The 17,756-nt window shown below is 47.3% G+C and carries 16 protein-coding genes and 1 pseudogene; 7 read left to right on the top strand and 10 right to left on the bottom strand.

What is annotated here, in order from left to right; genetic code table 11:
- The first annotated feature begins 104 nt into the window (after positions 1 to 104).
- Together AAG834_RS04450 and AAG834_RS04445 are read left to right on the top strand one after the other, a co-directional pair.
- Positions 105 to 686, top strand: a complete 582-nt coding sequence (locus AAG834_RS04450; protein ID WP_342031389.1) for a hypothetical protein — start codon at positions 105 to 107, stop codon at positions 684 to 686.
- A 21-nt stretch (positions 687 to 707) separates the two neighbouring features.
- On the top strand, positions 708 to 1,154 hold the full coding sequence (locus tag AAG834_RS04445; protein WP_342031388.1) for a hypothetical protein: 447 nt from the start codon (positions 708 to 710) through the stop codon (positions 1,152 to 1,154).
- A 191-nt stretch (positions 1,155 to 1,345) separates the two neighbouring features.
- Here AAG834_RS04445 and AAG834_RS04440 read toward each other — a convergent pair whose 3' ends face one another.
- On the bottom strand, positions 1,346 to 1,972 hold the full coding sequence (locus tag AAG834_RS04440; protein WP_342031387.1) for a hypothetical protein: 627 nt from the start codon (positions 1,970 to 1,972) through the stop codon (positions 1,346 to 1,348).
- Positions 1,973 to 2,591: 619 nt separating this feature from the next.
- Between AAG834_RS04440 and AAG834_RS04435 the strand changes: the two genes are divergently transcribed.
- Both AAG834_RS04435 and AAG834_RS04430 read left to right on the top strand, forming a co-directional pair.
- Positions 2,592 to 3,089: a hypothetical protein gene (locus AAG834_RS04435; protein WP_342031386.1), complete on the top strand. Its 498-nt coding sequence runs from the start codon at positions 2,592 to 2,594 to the stop codon at positions 3,087 to 3,089.
- A gap of 361 nt (positions 3,090 to 3,450) precedes the next feature.
- Positions 3,451 to 4,017, top strand: a complete 567-nt coding sequence (locus AAG834_RS04430; RefSeq protein ID WP_342031385.1) for a hypothetical protein — start codon at positions 3,451 to 3,453, stop codon at positions 4,015 to 4,017.
- A gap of 111 nt (positions 4,018 to 4,128) precedes the next feature.
- Here AAG834_RS04430 and AAG834_RS04425 read toward each other — a convergent pair.
- The 9 genes and pseudogenes from AAG834_RS04425 to AAG834_RS04385 form a co-directional block, all read right to left on the bottom strand.
- Positions 4,129 to 4,245 (bottom strand): annotated as a pseudogene (locus AAG834_RS04425) (IS5/IS1182 family transposase); the annotation flags it as partial.
- Between the two features lie 96 nt (positions 4,246 to 4,341).
- Positions 4,342 to 5,355, bottom strand: coding sequence for a ketol-acid reductoisomerase (gene ilvC, locus AAG834_RS04420; RefSeq protein ID WP_003755457.1), 1,014 nt, complete (start codon positions 5,353 to 5,355; stop codon positions 4,342 to 4,344).
- A gap of 73 nt (positions 5,356 to 5,428) precedes the next feature.
- Positions 5,429 to 5,722: a putative quinol monooxygenase gene (locus tag AAG834_RS04415; protein WP_003674893.1), complete on the bottom strand. Its 294-nt coding sequence runs from the start codon at positions 5,720 to 5,722 to the stop codon at positions 5,429 to 5,431.
- A gap of 62 nt (positions 5,723 to 5,784) precedes the next feature.
- Positions 5,785 to 6,276 (bottom strand): acetolactate synthase small subunit, encoded by a 492-nt coding sequence (gene ilvN / locus AAG834_RS04410; protein ID WP_049230419.1) that lies wholly within the window; start codon positions 6,274 to 6,276, stop codon positions 5,785 to 5,787.
- Between the two features lie 11 nt (positions 6,277 to 6,287).
- Entirely contained in the window at positions 6,288 to 8,015 is a 1,728-nt protein-coding gene (ilvB, locus tag AAG834_RS04405) for a biosynthetic-type acetolactate synthase large subunit (RefSeq protein ID WP_342031384.1), read from the bottom strand.
- A gap of 404 nt (positions 8,016 to 8,419) precedes the next feature.
- A complete protein-coding gene (locus AAG834_RS04400) occupies positions 8,420 to 9,412 on the bottom strand; it encodes a Rieske 2Fe-2S domain-containing protein (protein WP_342031383.1) in 993 nt (330 codons plus the stop codon).
- Positions 9,413 to 9,493: 81 nt separating this feature from the next.
- A complete protein-coding gene (locus tag AAG834_RS04395; protein WP_342031382.1) occupies positions 9,494 to 9,946 on the bottom strand; it encodes a hypothetical protein in 453 nt (150 codons plus the stop codon).
- A gap of 34 nt (positions 9,947 to 9,980) precedes the next feature.
- Positions 9,981 to 11,069 carry a GNAT family N-acetyltransferase gene (locus tag AAG834_RS04390; RefSeq protein ID WP_342031381.1) on the bottom strand — a complete coding sequence of 363 codons (1,089 nt, stop codon included), beginning with the start codon at positions 11,067 to 11,069 and terminating at the stop codon, positions 9,981 to 9,983.
- Entirely contained in the window at positions 11,059 to 12,174 is a 1,116-nt protein-coding gene (locus AAG834_RS04385; RefSeq protein WP_342031380.1) for a carbamoyl-phosphate synthase large subunit, read from the bottom strand. The genes AAG834_RS04390 and AAG834_RS04385 overlap by 11 nt, the downstream gene beginning before the upstream one ends.
- 997 nt (positions 12,175 to 13,171) lie before the next feature.
- Here AAG834_RS04385 and AAG834_RS04380 point away from each other — a divergent pair.
- The 3 genes from AAG834_RS04380 to pgmB all read left to right on the top strand — a co-directional run bounded on the left by AAG834_RS04380 (position 13,172) and on the right by pgmB (position 17,582).
- Complete coding sequence (locus AAG834_RS04380; RefSeq protein WP_070513755.1) at positions 13,172 to 14,524, top strand: SLC45 family MFS transporter; 1,353 nt, start codon at positions 13,172 to 13,174, stop codon at positions 14,522 to 14,524.
- A 121-nt stretch (positions 14,525 to 14,645) separates the two neighbouring features.
- Positions 14,646 to 16,904 carry a glycoside hydrolase family 65 protein gene (locus AAG834_RS04375; protein WP_342031379.1) on the top strand — a complete coding sequence of 753 codons (2,259 nt, stop codon included), beginning with the start codon at positions 14,646 to 14,648 and terminating at the stop codon, positions 16,902 to 16,904.
- A gap of 12 nt (positions 16,905 to 16,916) precedes the next feature.
- Positions 16,917 to 17,582, top strand: coding sequence for a beta-phosphoglucomutase (pgmB, locus tag AAG834_RS04370; protein WP_342031378.1), 666 nt, complete (start codon positions 16,917 to 16,919; stop codon positions 17,580 to 17,582).
- Positions 17,583 to 17,756: the final 174 nt, after the last annotated feature.

The raw sequence follows: 17,756 nt of genomic DNA, 5'->3' as shown, positions 1-17,756 counted from the left end.
TGACCTACGATTATCGACGTAAAGTAAGTGAATGATTCAATAGCAAAATATGTAACTAACAGAGAATATACTATAAGAAAACAGTACAACCATAAGTTAATATTATGAATGCTTTGGAATATATCGACTCCCCTTTAGACTCAATATCAACTAACAATCCTTATGTAATAACTGAGGTAATCGAATTGACTGAGGAGAATCGAACAAAATTAATCCTGATAGATTATCTTCTAAATAATTTATTAAATTTAGATAATTACCCATATCTTTTAGGATATAACTTATATTTAAAAGCTAGTCTATCAGAAGATAAAAATAGAATTTCTCTTTTAGAACAAGCAAAAATTCCCCTTAAAAAGGCTACTTCTGATTCTGAAAATGCTATGTTTGCCAAAGCCTACCTAGCACATATTTATTATGACCTAAAGGAATTTAATCATTGCCTTGATATGATAGAGCAAATTCCAGATAATTACTTTTCAAAACTATCCAGTCATCAAAATTGGCGAGACTTAAAAATCCAAGAGTTAAAAATATGTTGCCTAATCAAATTAAAAATATTTTCTGATTTTGAATTTATTCTACATAGCTATTTGCTAAAAATTTCACGTTCAAGTGAACATGATATACCCATACCAATAGAACTTTCCAATGCAATGAAAAATATTAAACAATCAAAAAATTAATATCTTATAGAGGACGCTAATATGGGTAAATTCCATACCCCACTGGGCAACTTGACCCTTATTACTGAAGAAACAACAAACATATCTTTTCTTCAAGGTAAATTTGATGAAATATCTTTCTCTATTCAAGTCAGTCAACCATTTAATTTAGGGGAAATAGATTTTAACTTTATTCAAAACAAAATGAATAACTTTTCTCAGATCAAAGTAAAAACTGAACTATTCTTAAGAAATATTCTATATACCCAACCCAAACAACTTGGATTTAATCATTACAAAGATAAATTAGACGAAACCAAAGAATTGATTTCTTTTCCGGAGTTTATGTTTTATGAAAAAACAAAAGATTGGGATATTATATTTAGAGAAAGTCAGCTCCCTATTGCCGAGCCATACGGCATTTTAATCAACTACCACGATAATGATGTTGTTGGATTTGAGGATCTTTCAGATTCGGAAGAGTTATAAGAGTGTAGTACGCATGCAGGCTAATTATCAATTACAGACACCATATTAAACAAAGGTCGTCTGAAACGTTTTTCCGGCTTTCAGACGACCTTTTATCAAATGATGCGAAATATCACTTGTTGAACCTCGTGCGTGCCTCAGCCCCCACCTTCAGTTTTGGGCAGACTACGACTTGTATCGTTTGTTTATTTTTATAATTGCTGAAATTTCCAATAATCCCGTCCTTCAATTTTCCAATAACAAAATTCGTCCGGTATCAAATACCCAAAGTCCATTGCCTTAGAAAACCAACCATCATAGACATAATCTTCATGACATCTGTCCCAATCCATATGAAGGTAAACTTCCGTATCAAAATTAATATAAAACAACGGCAGTCTCGAAGAAATCTGATTGATTTTTAAGAAATCACTTTGTTGGCCAGAATCCGAGATAGGTTCATTGTACGACAACTTATTTTCGACAACGGAATATAACCTTACCGCTTCATCAGAAGTAAATCCCTGTAACATCAGTGCCATCAATTCATCTTTTTCCAGTACGACGACCGAATCTGATTGAAGATAGCTTTCGAAATTGTCCTTTGTTAACTGCCAGATACCATTACGGTAATTCTTATAATCATAATTATATTGTTCTTTGGTTATAATTCCTTCTCTTAGATAAATATCAAAAGATATTTTTGCGTTTAATTCAAAATTTTCCTTATAATCAATCAAATAATATATCTTTTTCTTATAGACAAAAATGGATATACACTGAATGTACTCAAAGATGTTATCCAATAATTCAGATTTAAATTTCTCAATCTTTTCCATATTTGCCAAATTCCTTGATAACTTTGTCTTTAGTTATTATATGTGTTTATTATATTTTATTGAACTGTATTAATAAGTTGCAATTCTTTTGAATAGCAAGCGTAGGTTGGGTTGGCAAACCCAACAAAAACCTGAATGTTGGGTCACGACCCAACCTACATCTGCTGATCCAACAGCTTGCTATAAACCATGAAACTTGGTTCCTTCGATTTTAAATCCTATCGAGTTAATGCTAAAAATGAATCTTAAAAAATATCTGATTACTTTACTCTTTATATTCTTTATACCGCAAAATACTATGGCTGATTCTTTTGAAATTTACAGATATTCGGGTAAAAAACTATTAATAGAAAAAGAATATTCCCAACCTCTATTTCTCTCCATGAAAGAAATAGAGGCTAAAGGATTAAATATCTCCGACTACAATATATCATGCAGCACTTACATTGATAAAACAGAAAACAAATATTATGTTTTACCTACTCTCCTCAAATATTAAATCCTCATCGCAGAGGGGGACATGGAATTATCGAGATTCATATAAATGCCAAAACTCATGAAATCAAATCACATTTTTCAAGATAGCCCCCTGCATTAGACACAAGACAAGGCAAACTATATGAAAAATAACGATTCTATGAGTTTTGATGCTTATTTGGCATGTAAAGATTTATCATCTACTGAATTACTCAATATCCTGTTGAATTCTAATACTCAAACTCAATACGAAGCAGCTAGAAGATTGCAATTTTTCCGATATCGTGAAATCAAAGACATCGTTAAAAATGTTCTCTTAACAAGCCAGTATAGTCGGCATAGGGAACTTGCTGTTTTTATTCTCGGACAAATTCAAAATAAGCTTGATAAATCCGAACTTGAAGAGGTTTTATCTCTTTTAATTCATTTTATAAACAACGATAAAAGCATTAACGTAAAATCCTCAGCGATATCCTCTTTAGGGCATTTGTTTCACCATTATGATTTAGGAGAGGAAGAATTCTGCGCAATAGAAGAAAAAATTAAATTAATTTGGCAAATACATAGATATTCTATTGTTATTGCTACTGCGTTCAGCTCTGCATTTTTCCCAAAAGGGATTATATTGAAGAATATCTAATAAAAAATTTAAATAGCAGACACCCCAAAGTTATCTCTTGGATTGTGTATGCATTAAAAGAAAACAGATTAGACCATTCTCGCATAGAATCATATATTTATATTGAGATAGCTGCCTACCTAATCTCAATCAACTGTGAACAAATTATTCCATATATTGAAGATATGGTATTAACACAAAACAAAATTGATGATGAAATTTATATAGCTCTTAAAAATAATTCATCAAAAAGTTTTTCAGACATAAGAAAAATAATGTTGGGAAAATTTCAATAAATTATTGGTATACCTTATAATATCCCATCTTTTATGCAGACAATTTTGTTTTATTCTTAAACTCTATTTAATAACAAGGATTTATAATGAAATCTCATTTTTTGATATTTTGCGCATTGCTTACATCTGTCAATATCGCCAAGGCTGATACGATGGAAACCATGCGTATGTACGATAAATCTTTGTCTAAGGTTTTGGTAGAAGCTGCCCGCGATGGCAGTTTTATTGACTTGGATAAAATCGGTCGCAGTATTGACATCCCCGAGTTGGCGCATGAAATCAATCGAACTGTTAACCATACGATAAAAAACGACAAGCAGTTCAACAGCACATACCATGTTAACCAACAACCCCATCAACAATACGGTATCCGCAGTATTTCGTTTGCTGAATGGTCGTCTGAAAAAGGCAAGATGAAGCAGCTTGAATTTGAACTTCACCATAATCGCTGTCCGTTACCACCTACAAACTATGAAGAGTTCGCAGGCAGCCCCAGCTTTATCGGCCATTTAGACGGTAAAGACATATCCATTCTTACGTTACCCGCTCCGGCAAAGGCAAAACTGCTTTTTATGAAAAAACGTAAAGACAACTGCACGGTCATGATTGTTCAAGAATTTATCATAGCCGATTTCGGACCTGAAATTCGTTAATAAAAAAGAACACTACAAACCACAGATAAAGCTTCGTCGCTATGTTCTGGTTTGAACTGAATCCACTATAACTTCCAACTCAAGCCAAAGGTCGTCTGAAATTCTCAATTCGTATAGTGGATTAAATTTAAACCAGTACGGCGTTGCCTCGCCTTGCCGTACTATTTGTACTGTCTGCAGCTTCGTCGCCTTGTCCTGATTTAAATTTAATCCACTATATTTCAGACGACCTTTCCTCTACCGGAATTTTTAATTTCTCAAAATCTCAACGTAACAAAAAACCTGCCCGAATCATCGGGCAGGTTTTCTTATGGCTGAATTGAATTAGTTTTTGTCCAAGTCAACCAGTTTGTTTTTGGCAATCCAAGGCATCATGGAACGCAGTTGCGCGCCGACTTTTTCGATTTGGTGGTCGGCAGTCAGGCGGCGGCGTGCGGTCATGCTGGCATAGTTGACGGCGCCTTCTTGGATGAACATTTTGGCGTATTCGCCGGTTTGGATGCGTTTGAGGGCATTGCGCATGGCTTCGCGGGATTTGTCGTTGATGACTTCCACGCCGGTAACGTATTCGCCGTACTCCGCGTTGTTGGAAATGGAGTAGTTCATGTTGGCAATGCCGCCTTCGTAAATCAGGTCAACGATGAGCTTCATTTCATGCAGGCATTCGAAGTAGGCCATTTCGGGCGCGTAGCCTGCTTCGGTCAGGGTTTCGAAGCCGGTTTTGATCAGTTCGACCACACCGCCGCACAACACGGCTTGTTCGCCGAAGAGGTCGGTTTCGGTTTCTTCGCGGAAGTTGGTTTCAATCACGCCGCCTTTGGTGCCGCCGTTGGCTGCTGCGTAAGACAGGGCGATGTCGCGGGCTTTGCCGCTTTTATCTTGGTAAACGGCGATCAGGGAAGGTACGCCGCCGCCTTTCAAGAATTCGCTGCGTACGGTGTGGCCGGGACCTTTGGGAGCAACCATAATCACGTCCAAGTCGGCACGCGGTACGATTTGGTTGTAGTGTACGTTGAAGCCGTGTGCGAAAGCGAGTACCGCGCCTTGTTTCAGGTTAGGCTCGATTTCGTTTTTGTACACAACAGGCTGGTTTTCGTCGGGCAGCAGAATCATCACCACGTCTGCTTTTTTGGTGGCATCGGCTACGGACAATACTTCGAAGCCGGCCGCTTCTGCTTTTTTCCAAGAACCGCCTTGGCGCAGGCCGACTACTACGTTTACACCTGAATCTTTCAGGTTGGCCGCGTGGGCGTGGCCTTGCGAGCCGTAGCCGATGATGGCGACGGTTTTACCTTTGATCAGGGACAGGTCGGCGTCTTTATCGTAATAAACTTGCATTTGATTTCCTTTGGGTAAAATGGATTCCGGCTGTGTGTTGAGGATGCCGGACGGTTGGATTGAGGGTAAAGGGTTAAACGGAGAGTTCTTCCATCAAAACGATTTCGAGTGCGTCGGTTTTTCCGTCGATGGCTTTGACGAAGCCTTGGAAATGTTCGCTGGCGTTGTGTGCATCGATGGCCGCCTGAGATTTCCAATTTTCGACGAAGACGAAACGTTCGGGTTTGCCGATTTCCTGATGCAGATCGTAGCTGATGTTGCCTTCTTCCGCGCGGCTGGCTTTGACCAGGCTTTGGAACAAGGGTTTCAGCGTTTCCGTGTATTCGGGTTTGACGGTAACCAGCGCGACGATTTTAATGTTTGACATCAATCTCTCCTGCCGTTTCTGTTTTCAGACGACCTATCGGGTCGTCTGAAGACCTGACGGCGTTAAATTTTCAAAATACGCTCGCCGCGGCCGATACCGGCTGCGCCTGTGCGTACGGTTTCCAAAATCTGGGCGCGTCCGACGGTTTCGAGGAAGGAGTCGAGTTTGTCGGTCGAGCCTGTGATTTCGATGGTATAGCTGCGGTCGGTTACGTCGATGATGCTGCCACGGTAGATTTCGGTCAACCGTAAAAATTCGTCGCGGTCTTTACCGATGGCGCGGACTTTTACCAGCATCAATTCGCGTTCGACAAAACGGCTTTCGTTCAAATCGACCACTTTGACAACCTCAATCAATTTATTGAGTTGCTTGGTGATTTGTTCGATGACTTGCTCGTCGCCATGAGTAACAATGGTCATGCGTGAAAGGGTTTTGTCTTCGGTCGGAGCTACTGCCAAAGAGTCGATGTTGTAGTCGCGAGCGGAGAAAAGACCGACCACGCGGCTCATCGCGCCTGATTCGTTTTCCATCAGAACAGATAAGATATGTCGCATTGTCGTTCTCCTTACGCTTTCGGGTTTTCGCGCATATGCGGCGGCAGGACCATTTCGTCCAAACCTTTGCCGTTGCCGACCATGGGCAGCACGTTTTGTTTTTTATCGGTCAAGAAGTCCATAAATACCAGACGGTCTTTTTGTTTGACCGCTTCCAAAAGCGCGCCTTCAACATCGGATTTTTTGTCCACGCGGATGCCGATGTGTCCGTATGCTTCCGCCAGTTTGACGAAATCGGGCAGGGAATCGAAATAGGTTTCCGATTCGCGGTTGCCGTAATACAGCTCCTGCCATTGGCGAACCATGCCGAGATAGCCGTTGTTGAGGGTAACGACATTTACCGGAATGCGGTATTGGAAGCAGGTGGACAATTCTTGGATGTTCATCTGAATCGAACCTTCGCCGGTAATACAGAACACGTCTTGATCGGGAGCGGCGAGTTTCGCGCCCATCGCATACGGCAAACCTACACCCATCGTACCCAAGCCGCCGGAGTTAAGCCATTGGCGCGGGCGTTCGAACGGATAATATTGCGCTGCGAACATTTGGTGTTGCCCTACGTCCGAAGTGATGATGGCGGAGTTGTTGGTGATCTCGGCAAGTTTTTGCACGACATATTGCGGTTTGATGATTTCGCTGTCGTTGTCAAACCACAGACAGTCTCGCGAACGCCATTCTTCGATGCTTTTCCACCATTTGTCTAAAGAATCGGACGCGGGAGTCGTATCTTGTTTACCCCACAAGCCGATCATTTCGGTCAACACGTTTTTCACGTCGCCGACAATCGGAATATCGACTTTGACGCGTTTGGCAATGCTGGACGGGTCAACATCAATATGAATAACTTTTTTGGCTTTTTCAAAGAATTTAGACGGAACGGATACGACACGGTCGTCAAAACGCGCGCCCACAGCCAACACGACATCTGCGTTTTGCATAGCGAGGTTAGCTTCGTAAGTACCGTGCATACCCAGCATACCCAAGAATTGGCGGTCGCTTGAAGGATATGCGCCCAAGCCCATCAGTGTGCCGGTACATGGTGCGCCCATCATGCGGACAAACTTCGTCAGCTCTTCCGAAGCATTGCCCAATACCACGCCGCCGCCGAAATAAACGACCGGACGTTTGGCGGAAGCCAACATTTGGACGGCTTTTTTAATCTGCCCGATATGGCCTTGTACGACAGGTTGGTAAGAGCGGATAAAGATGTCTTCCTGCGGATAGCTGAATTTTGCCATCGCCTGCGTTACATCTTTGGGAATATCGACTACGACCGGGCCGGGTCGGCCGCTGGCGGCGATTTGGAATGCCTTTTTAATGGTCTCGGCAAGCTCGTTGACGTTGGTTACCAAGAAATTGTGTTTGACGCACGGACGGGTAATGCCGACCGTATCCACCTCTTGAAACGCATCCGTACCGATGAGCGAATTACCGACCTGTCCGCTGATGACCACCATCGGAATCGAATCGCTGTATGCGGTGGCAATGCCTGTCAGCGCATTGGTCACGCCCGGACCGGAAGTAACCAGCGAGACGCCGACTTTGCCGCTGACGCGCGCATACGCATCTGCCGCGTGTACCGCCGCCTGCTCGTGTCGGGTCAGGATGTGCTTGAATTTATTGAGTTGGAAAATAGCGTCGTAGATTTCGATGACTGCGCCGCCCGGATAGCCGAAAACATACTCTACACCTTCGGCTTTGAGACTTTGCACTATGATTTGTGCACCTGATAATTGCATAATGACCTCTTTTATACGGCTTCAAACCAATAGGGGCAACCCGCCTCGCCACAGCACCTGTAATGCAAGCCCTCCAAGCAGCGGTTTAGGGTACGCGCATTGAAGGAACACGGCGACAGTCAGACTGTCCAATCAATTGGAATGAAACACAGAGTTTATGAATGAAAGAATGCAAACGATAACGCAAACCGCCTGTTCAATCAAGACAAAATCTTTCATCTTTTAACATTATCCGAATACCGAAAAGATTGAGTATTGATTTTTATAAAATAAATATTCGGGCATTCGGAATATATTAATGAAAATTGTTGACAGTTTTTATAGAAGGGGTCGTCTGAAACCCGTTTTACACTGTTTTCAGACGACCCTCAGGCTACCACCCTCCTCCTCCAGTTTCGCATTCTCTATAAACTCACTTCTCCCGTTTTGTCTATGCCCTCCGGCATGTTTTCCAAGAAGAGATGCAGCAAATGATCAATCACCAAATCATTGGTGGTGCTGCAATAAGGCCTATTCGCATAATGTTCTTTGTGATGATGGTATTGTTTTTTGATAACGGCGGAATCCTGAACCATCAGCCGTTCCAGAAACGGGCGGAACAGATGGAATTTGATGGGCAAAGGAAAGCGGCTTTTAGGGAAATGGACTCGGACATTTAAGCCCATACTGCCCTTGTTTTGAGGGATAAAAAAGGCGGAAATCCGATATTCATGACTGTTCGGCGTGAAGTAATCGATACGCACCAAACCCGGGAAGGTAAATGCCGCATCGTTAACGGTAATGCCTTTGTCGAACAGCTTGTTAATCAATCCATTTTGCTGTTGATTGAGACGATAATGCGTCACGAAACCACGTTCATGGTGGCTCTGGCTGATCTGCATGCTTTGCCTGCCGTTGTTGCGCAGCAGTTTGGCATGGATATAGCGCGTATGGGTCGGGTCGAGGAAGTTTTCGATGGCGTGGATAAAATCGCCTTCCATATATCGGACGGCGTTGGCGGTTTCAAAACCTTCCGGCGCTTCAAAATCGGCATACGGTTCAAAAGGAATATCGGAAACCAGACAAACCCACACCCAATCGTCGTACTCTCGGCATGGAAACGTAGGAACACTCTCAGCTTCTTCACAAGCACACATCCCGCCGACAACAGTCAAAACTTTGCCTTGCGCGTCAAACTCCCAGCCGTGATAACAACATTGGAGTTTGCCTGAAACGATTTTGCCCGCACTCAGCGGCACATGTCGATGCGGACAGCAATCATCCATACAGGCTGCCTGTCCGTTCAGCCGTACCAATACCAGCTGCTGTCCCAACAATTCGCGATGAACGGGTTTGTCTTTCAGCTGCTTGCTCGGTATCAACGGATACCAAGCACGTTTCATTTTTTCTATGTTCATGGTTTGTGTCGTTTTATTTGATTGTGATGTTGAATCAACTTTTTCATGTTGATACACCTCTTTTGAAACTTACAGCATGGATTAACCTAGGCAGCTCTTACGTTTATAGGGACGGTAGGCTTTTCCATTAAAGCGGTAACGCGTTTCGGTGCAATATCCTGCATTGCCTTCTGTAACGGCGATATCGCGCAAGCCGTTATGTTGTTTCGGCAAGATATTGATTCCATAACCTCCGTCTTCCAACAAGACCTTTGATTTGCCGCGTCCGCTGGAGAGGATTTGGAATTCTGTCGATGCGCTGCCGCCCATTGTGCAGACTGCGACGAAATATTTGGTGTCCTTTTTCGGGGAAAGCGAAACAGGTGCAACGGCAAAATCACCGCATTCGTTTTGTATGGATTTGAACGCAGGCTCTACCTTTGCATTTGCGGAATATTGACGGAATGCCGGATTGCCCGATACTTCCAACGATATCGTTTCGGCGGATGCGGCCGCAGTGGCGGCAAGGCAGATGAGTAAAAACGTTTTTTTCATGATGTACTCCGTTTTTTAAGTTCAATATTTATGTTTACAGTTTGTATTTAATCAGGATTTTTTTGTAATACCCCTGGCTCAATGCGTGTAACAGCTTCCAAATAAGCCGGCGCGCAGGTCGGAGATGGGACGTATAGACCGCCATATATTCGATTTCAGGTACTGCGCCGCGTACCCTTTTGAAATCGGGCGCACCGGAACTGAAATTTAAAGGGACATCCGCTTCGATACAGGTTTGCATGGAACGCGTCATGCAGCGGCGGTATAAGGCATCACTTTGCGGCTTGACATCATCGTAGCCGACGATGGGCGAAGTAGCGGTATTGCTGTCGATGACCACGCCTGATACTCCGGCACTTTCACCGGTTTTGCCGTCACACAGTAGAAATAAATTCAAGATATTGCGCGATACGGCTTCGCGCATAAATTCAGCGGTAAATTGTACGTTTTGCTTGGAATATTTGTTCAGATACAGGCGGTTGTACCAATGCACCGCCGCTTCAAAATCCGCATCAGGGCTGTCGGCACTCAAGCGCTCAAAAACATAACGTCCGTCATTAAATATCTTGCGGTCGCGTTTGGTATTGGTTTTTGCCATGACTGCCTGCCAATCGTCCATAATGTAAACCTGCCGCGTCACAACCATTTTCCAACCGAGCTGTTCCAGCCGTTCAATCAAATCCTTATGTTGGCGCGGATTCAGCGAACGGACGGACAAAGCATGTTTCGGCCATTTTGCGACGGCGGCTTGGGTCAGCTTCGACATTGAGGTCGTCTGAAAAGCCTCAGAGAAGCTATTGGTAGAGAGGCAATAATTGTTCAGCGTCACCATACGGTCAATCTGATTCAGCCGCAGAATGCCGCTTAACGCCGACAACAAACCGGCCGCAAGCATACGCTGCCCGCCGGGCAGCTTGACCAACTCGTCCCTCGCATAATCCACGATTGCCGAATGCGGCGACGCGGTATAGCAATTAGGTGTGATCCGGTCGATGACGGTGCAGGGAATATCCAAACCGTCGATATTCAAAACCTCGGCGCGGACATTCATATTGGCAAACAGGCGTTGCAGCGGAATGTCTCGGAACAATGCCGCAAATTCGTGGGACAGATCAGTTTTCATCGCCGTCAAACTCAATATCGAAAGTGCTGGCGCTGGTTAAAGGCTTATGATGCCGGATACTGCGCCACATCATCTCGCCCAATGCCAGCCATTGCGCATAGAAAGGCAAATCGGCAATCACATCATCGGCTCGGCGGAAGTCCTGCCAAAGCGCCGTCCATTTTCCCTCTTTCCAAGCCCGATAACCGAAAAGCAACGGCAAGGTCGCGCCGACCCGTAAAGGTTTGGATGGCGCGTTGTGTTTCCGTTGCTGCAAGCGCCCTGCTCCGTCAAATATCAAATCCTCGCGTAAAAGATGCAGGCCGCTGGTCGCGCGGGGGTTGCATTCCAACAGCCACAAATCGTTTCCGTCATCGATAAAGTCAAAAGCCGCCTGTCCGTGAAACGCGTTTTGCTCGGCAAATTTCGTCACAAATTCGTCCAAACGCGGGTCGGAAAGCGGCTCGAAATAGGTCGATGCCGAATCGTTGAGCAGGTAGCGCGGGCGGTAGGCGGCATGCGCCAACACGCTGCCGTGTTCGCAAATCACATAATTACACACCCCCTGCCCCGTAATGAAATCCTGCTGCACCCAAGGATAATCCGCACTGATATGGATGTTTTTCAGACGACCCTCCGTTACGCCGCGTATTACGGAACGCCCGAAACGCGAATAAACGGGCTTCAATACCGTTTTCTTCACGCTGTCGTATCCGACCTCGCCGACCGATGTAATTCGGCGCGTAGCCGGAAAACGCACCGTCGTATCCTGCGGCATCCGCTCGAAAAAACGGAATTTGTCATGCAGGGTGAACAACGTTCCATGATCGGGCATCCAACATTTGGCGCGCTCCGATTCCGGCAAATCCAGCCTCGCCAAATAAAAAATATCTTCACAGGTCGGAATCACACAATCCGCCTGCGCCACCAATTCCGTCATAGCACGCGCATAGCCGGCGAAATCCAAACGCGGCGCGGGAATGCGGCGGTATCCGCCCAATCCGGCAAAAATGCCGACCGGAAAATGCAGGCTGTCGCAAAACACAACCTGATGCCCGCCGCGTTTGGCGAACCGCGCCCATTCCAGCGCAACGGGCGCTCGGGGAGAAGTGATGAGGATGTTCAATTTGTATTCCTGAAGCGTTTGGCTTTGCATCGATATAGTGGATTAACTTTAAACCAGTACGGCGTTGCCTCGCCTTAGCTCAAAGAGAACGATTCTCTAAGGTGCTGAAGCACCAAGTGAATCGGTTCCGTACTATCTGTACTGTCTGCGGCTTCGTCGCCTTGTCCTGATTTAAATTTAATCCACTATAATTTATGTCGTCAGAATGACAGTGTATCACATTGTCAAAAAAGGTCGTCTGAAAACAGGATGAACCGTTTTCAGACGACCTGTATACCCTACCTCCAAACTCTCTGCCGACTTCCTGATATACCCTACGGAAAATAGGACGAATCAGTAAACAGCTTGCAAGCCGTTTCTTTGCTTCTCCACTCAAACTTTGCGGATAGTCAACTATGGTACTTATAGCCACTTGCCAGCATGTATGTTTTAAAACATAATGACCCCGCTTATCTATACCAGATGCTTCACAACAACAATACCATCCCTCAGCAAATCGCGCCCACCCTACTCTTCCGACAATATCCCCTGCGCGTTTTTACTGATGACACGTTACTCAAAACCGTCTGAAAACAAATGTTTGAACGTTACGCTTTCTATCCGTGACAAGCGCAGAAAATGGTTTTATCCGACTGTTATCCAAGTAAGGACGCCTCCTCTTTAATTGAATTCCTTAAACAATTTCTTACCGTTTCGCAGCCGGATGTCCTCTCCCAAACCGACTTCATCATAACGATGATTATGGTTTAACCGCTGCCTGCGTTACCGAAATTGCACCGATGGGGCTGAATTGCCCGAACTGTTGATTAAAAAATAGCTTAGTGTGATGTGGACATCAGGTCGTCTGAAAACGTCTTCTGTCTTCGTTTTCAGACGACCCCTGACCCGCGCAACTCAACATCATGCGCTGTCACAACACGCCCCTTTTATCGGTATCCATCGATCGATGATGTTTACCGAAACCGGTTTTATTACAAAAAAACGAAAGGACTACCTCATGTCGGACAATACGCAACCTACGCGGCAGGGCTTGCCCTCGCTGCCGAAAAGCACGATTTGGATGCTCAGTTTCGGCTTTCTCGGCGTTCAGACGGCCTTTACCCTGCAAAGTTCGCAGATGAGCCGCATCTTCCAGACGCTCGGCGCCGACCCGCACAGCCTCGGCTGGTTCTTTATCCTGCCGCCGTTGGCGGGGATGCTGGTACAGCCGATTGTCGGTCATTACTCTGACCGCACTTGGAAGCCGCACTTGGGCGGCCGCCGTCTGCCGTATCTGCTTTACGGCACGCTGATTGCGGTCATCGTGATGATTTTGATGCCGAACTCGGGCAGCTTCGGCTTCGGCTATGCGTCTCTGGCGGCTTTGTCGTTTGGCGCGCTGATGATTGCGCTGTTGGACGTGTCGTCGAATATGGCGATGCAGCCGTTTAAGATGATGGTTGGCGACATGGTCAATGAGGAGCAGAAAAGCTACGCCTACGGGATTCAGAGCTTCTTGGCGAATACGGGCGCGGTTTTGGCGGCGATTCTGCCGTTTGTGTTTGCGTATATCGGTTTGGCGAACACTGCCGAGAAAGGCGTCGTGCCGCAGACCGTGGTCGTGGCGTTTTATGTGGGTGCGGCGTTGCTGGTGATTACCAGCGCGTTCACGATTTTCAAAGTGAAGGAATACGATCCGGAGACCTACGCCCGCTACCACGGCATAGATGTGGCGGCGAATCAGGAAAAGACCAACTGGATCGAACTCTTGAAAACCGCGCCTAAGGCGTTTTGGACGGTTACTTTGGTGCAGTTTTTCTGCTGGTTCGCCTTCCAATATATGTGGATTTATTCCACAGGCGCGATTGCGGAAAACGTCTGGCATGCGACCAATGCGTCTTCCGTAGGCTATCAGGAAGCGGGCAACTGGTATGGTGTATTGGCGGCGGTGCAGTCGGTTGCGGCAGTGATTTGTTCGTTTGTATTGGCAAAAATCCCCAACCGATACCATAAGGCGGGTTATTTCAGCTGTCTGGCTTTGGGCGCGCTCGGCTTTTTCTCCGTTTGCTACATCAGTAACCAATACGCGCTGGTGTTGTCTTACACCTTAATCGGCATCGCTTGGGCGGGCATCATCACTTATCCGCTGACGATTGTGACCAACGCCTTGTCGGGCAAACACATGGGCACTTACTTGGGCTTGTTCAACGGCTCCATCTGTATGCCCCAAATCGTCGCTTCGCTGTCGACCGTCAAATTGTTCCCGATGCTGGGCGAGTTGCAGGCCAATATGTTCTTGGTAGGGGGCGTCGCCCTGCTGCTGGGCGCGTTTTCCGTGTTCCTGATTAAAGAAACACGCGGCGGCGCATAATTTTCTTCATTTATCGGCAGGAGGGTCGTCTGAAACTTCTGCCGACGCTTTATCCGATTGAATAAGACGAACCGTATTCCAAAACGGTTTGCCATAAAACCATCAAAACAGGAGCTTTACGATGTATACAAGAATCATGGAAATCAGCCCTTGGACGCTGCGTTCGGCAAAACTGGAAAAAGAACACAAACGGCTGCAAGAGAGCCTGACCAGCTTGGGCAACGGCTATATGGGTATGCGCGGCAGCTTTGAAGAAACCTATTCCGCCGACAGCCACTTGGGCACCTACATCGCCGGCGTGTGGTTCCCCGACAAAACCCGCGTCGGCTGGTGGAAAAACGGCTACCCCAAATATTTCGGCAAAGCCATCAACGCGCTCAATTTCAGCAAAGTCAGAATCTTTGTTGACGGGCAGGAAGTGGATTTGGCGAAAAACGATGTTGCCGGCTTCTCCGTCGAACTCGATATGCAGCACGGCGTGTTGCGCCGCTCGTTCACCGTATTCGGCGTACGTTTCGATGTGTGCAAATTCCTGTCCGTCGCGCAAAAAGAACTGGCGGTTATCCGCTGGGAAGCCGTATCCGTTGACGGAAAAACCCACCAAGTCCGCATCGATTCCATCATCGACGCCGACGTGAAAAACGAAGACTCCAACTACGAAGAAAAATTCTGGCAGGTATTGGACAAAGGCGTTTCAGACGACCGCTCCTACATTGCCACCCAAACCGTCGCCAATCCCTTCGGCGTGGAACAATTCATCGTCAACGCCGAGCAAACCTTCGCCGGCAGCTTCAAAGCCCTCGGCGGCAGCCAAACCGACTGGCAGGTCTCCAATTCTTTTGAAGCCGAAGTCGGCGGCACGCCCGAAACCTTTGAAAAACGCGTGATTGTTACTACCAGCCGCGATTATCAGGGCTTGGAAGCGGTGAAAGCCGCAGGCCGCGCCTTGTCGGAAAAAGTCGCAGGCGTTGCGTTCGAAACCTTGTTGGACGCGCACAAAGCGGGCTGGCTGCACCGTTGGGAAATCGCCGACGTGGTCATCGAAGGTAGCGACGAAGCGCAGCAGGGCATCCGCTTCAATCTGTTCCAACTGTTCTCCACCTACTACGGCGAAGACGCGCGCCTGAATATCGGCCCCAAAGGCTTTACCGGCGAAAAATACGGCGGCGCGACCTATTGGGACACCGAAGCCTACGCCGTGCCGCTCTACCTCGCACTGGCGGAACCCGAAGTTACCCGCAACCTGCTGCAATACCGCCGCAACCAACTGCCGCAGGCGCAGCACAACGCGCGCGAACAGGGCTTGGCGGGCGCACTCTATCCGATGGTGACGTTTACGGGCATCGAGTGCCACAACGAATGGGAAATCACCTTCGAGGAAATCCACCGCAACGGCGCGATTCCTTATGCCATCTACAACTACACCAACTACACCGGCAACGAAAGCTATCTTGCCAAAGAAGGCTTGGAAGTCTTGGTCGAAGTGTCCCGCTTCTGGGCGGACCGCGTCCACTTCTCCAAACGCAACGGCAAATACATGATTCACGGTGTAACCGGCCCGAACGAATACGAAAACAACATCAACAACAACTGGTACACCAACACCCTCGCCGCATGGGTATTGGACTACACCCGCGAAGCCTTGGCGAAATATCCGCGTCCGGATTTGAATGTGAGTGCCGCCGAGCTGGAAAAATGGGCGGACATCAGCGCCAATATGTACCGTCCGCATGACGAAGAACTCGGCGTATTCGTGCAACACGACGGCTTCCTCGATAAAGACATCCGCCCCGTGTCCGCGCTTTCGCCCGACGATTTGCCGCTCAACCAGAAATGGTCGTGGGACAAAATCCTGCGTTCGCCCTTCATCAAACAGGCGGACGTATTGCAAGGCATCTACTTCTTCGGCGACCGTTTCAACATGGACGAAAAACGCCGCAACTTCGACTTCTACGAACCGATGACCGTGCACGAAAGCTCGCTGTCGCCTTGTATCCACGCCATCCTCGCCGCCGAACTGGGCAAAGAAGAAAAAGCCGTGGAAATGTACCAGCGCACCGCCCGCCTGGACTTGGACAACTACAACAACGACACCGAAGACGGCCTGCACATCACCTCCATGACCGGCTCGTGGCTCGCCATTGTCCAAGGTTTCGCCCAAATGAAAACCTGGGGCGGCAAACTCAGCTTCGCACCGTTCCTGCCGAGTGCGTGGACAGGCTATGCCTTCCACATCAACTACCGCGGCCGTCTAATTAAAGTCGCCGTCGGCAAAGAAAACGTCGTCTTCACCCTGCTCAAAGGCGAGCCGCTCGAATTGCAGGTGTACGGCAAAGACATCACGCTTAACGGCAGCCATACCGCCGCGTTGGAAAAATAAGGAGGACGAAAAATGACTTTTACCGCAGTCCTGTTTGACCTCGACGGCGTCATCACCGACACCGCCGAATACCACTACCGCGCATGGAAAAAGCTCGCCGAAGAACTGGGCATCAGCATCGACCGCAAGTTTAACGAGCAGCTCAAAGGCGTGTCGCGCGACGATTCGCTCAAACGCATCCTCGCGCACGGCGGCAAAACCGTCGGAGAAGCCGAGTTCGCCGAACTGACCCGCCGCAAAAACGACAACTACGTCGAGATGATTCAGGCAGTCAAACCCGAAGACGTGTACCCCGGCATTTTGCCGCTGCTGGAAGCATTGAGGGCAAACGGCAAAAAAATCGCCCTCGCGTCCGCCAGTAAAAACGGCCCGTTCCTGCTGGAACGCATGGGGCTGACCCACTTCTTCGACGCCGTCGCCGACCCTGCCGCCGTCGCGCATTCCAAACCCGCCCCCGACATCTTCCTCGCCGCCGCCGAGGGCGTGGGCGCGGACATCCGCCGCTGCATCGGCATCGAAGACGCCGCAGCAGGAGTAGCCGCCATCAAAGCCTCCGGCGCCCTGCCCATCGGCGTGGGTAAAGCCGAAGACTTAGGCAGCGACATCGCGCTGGTGTCCGGCACCGCCGAGCTGACCTACGCCTACCTGCAAAACGTGTGGGCACAGTCGGGCAGGTAAAACGCGTCAGGTAAAGTGTTAAGGAAGTAAAAAGGTCGTCTGAAAACTGAACTGCACCCCAAAAGTTGGACACATCCCCTCCAACTCACAAGGTGCAGTTTTTTTATGAGCAAATATACATTACACTTCAAATACCAAGCCGTACTCCACTACCTGCATATACGCAGCCAACAG

It is taken from the genome of Neisseria sp. Marseille-Q2251, from assembly GCF_940793045.1.
Classification (GTDB): Bacteria; Pseudomonadota; Gammaproteobacteria; order Burkholderiales; family Neisseriaceae; genus Neisseria.
This window is presented reverse-complemented; position numbering and strand designations above follow the sequence as displayed.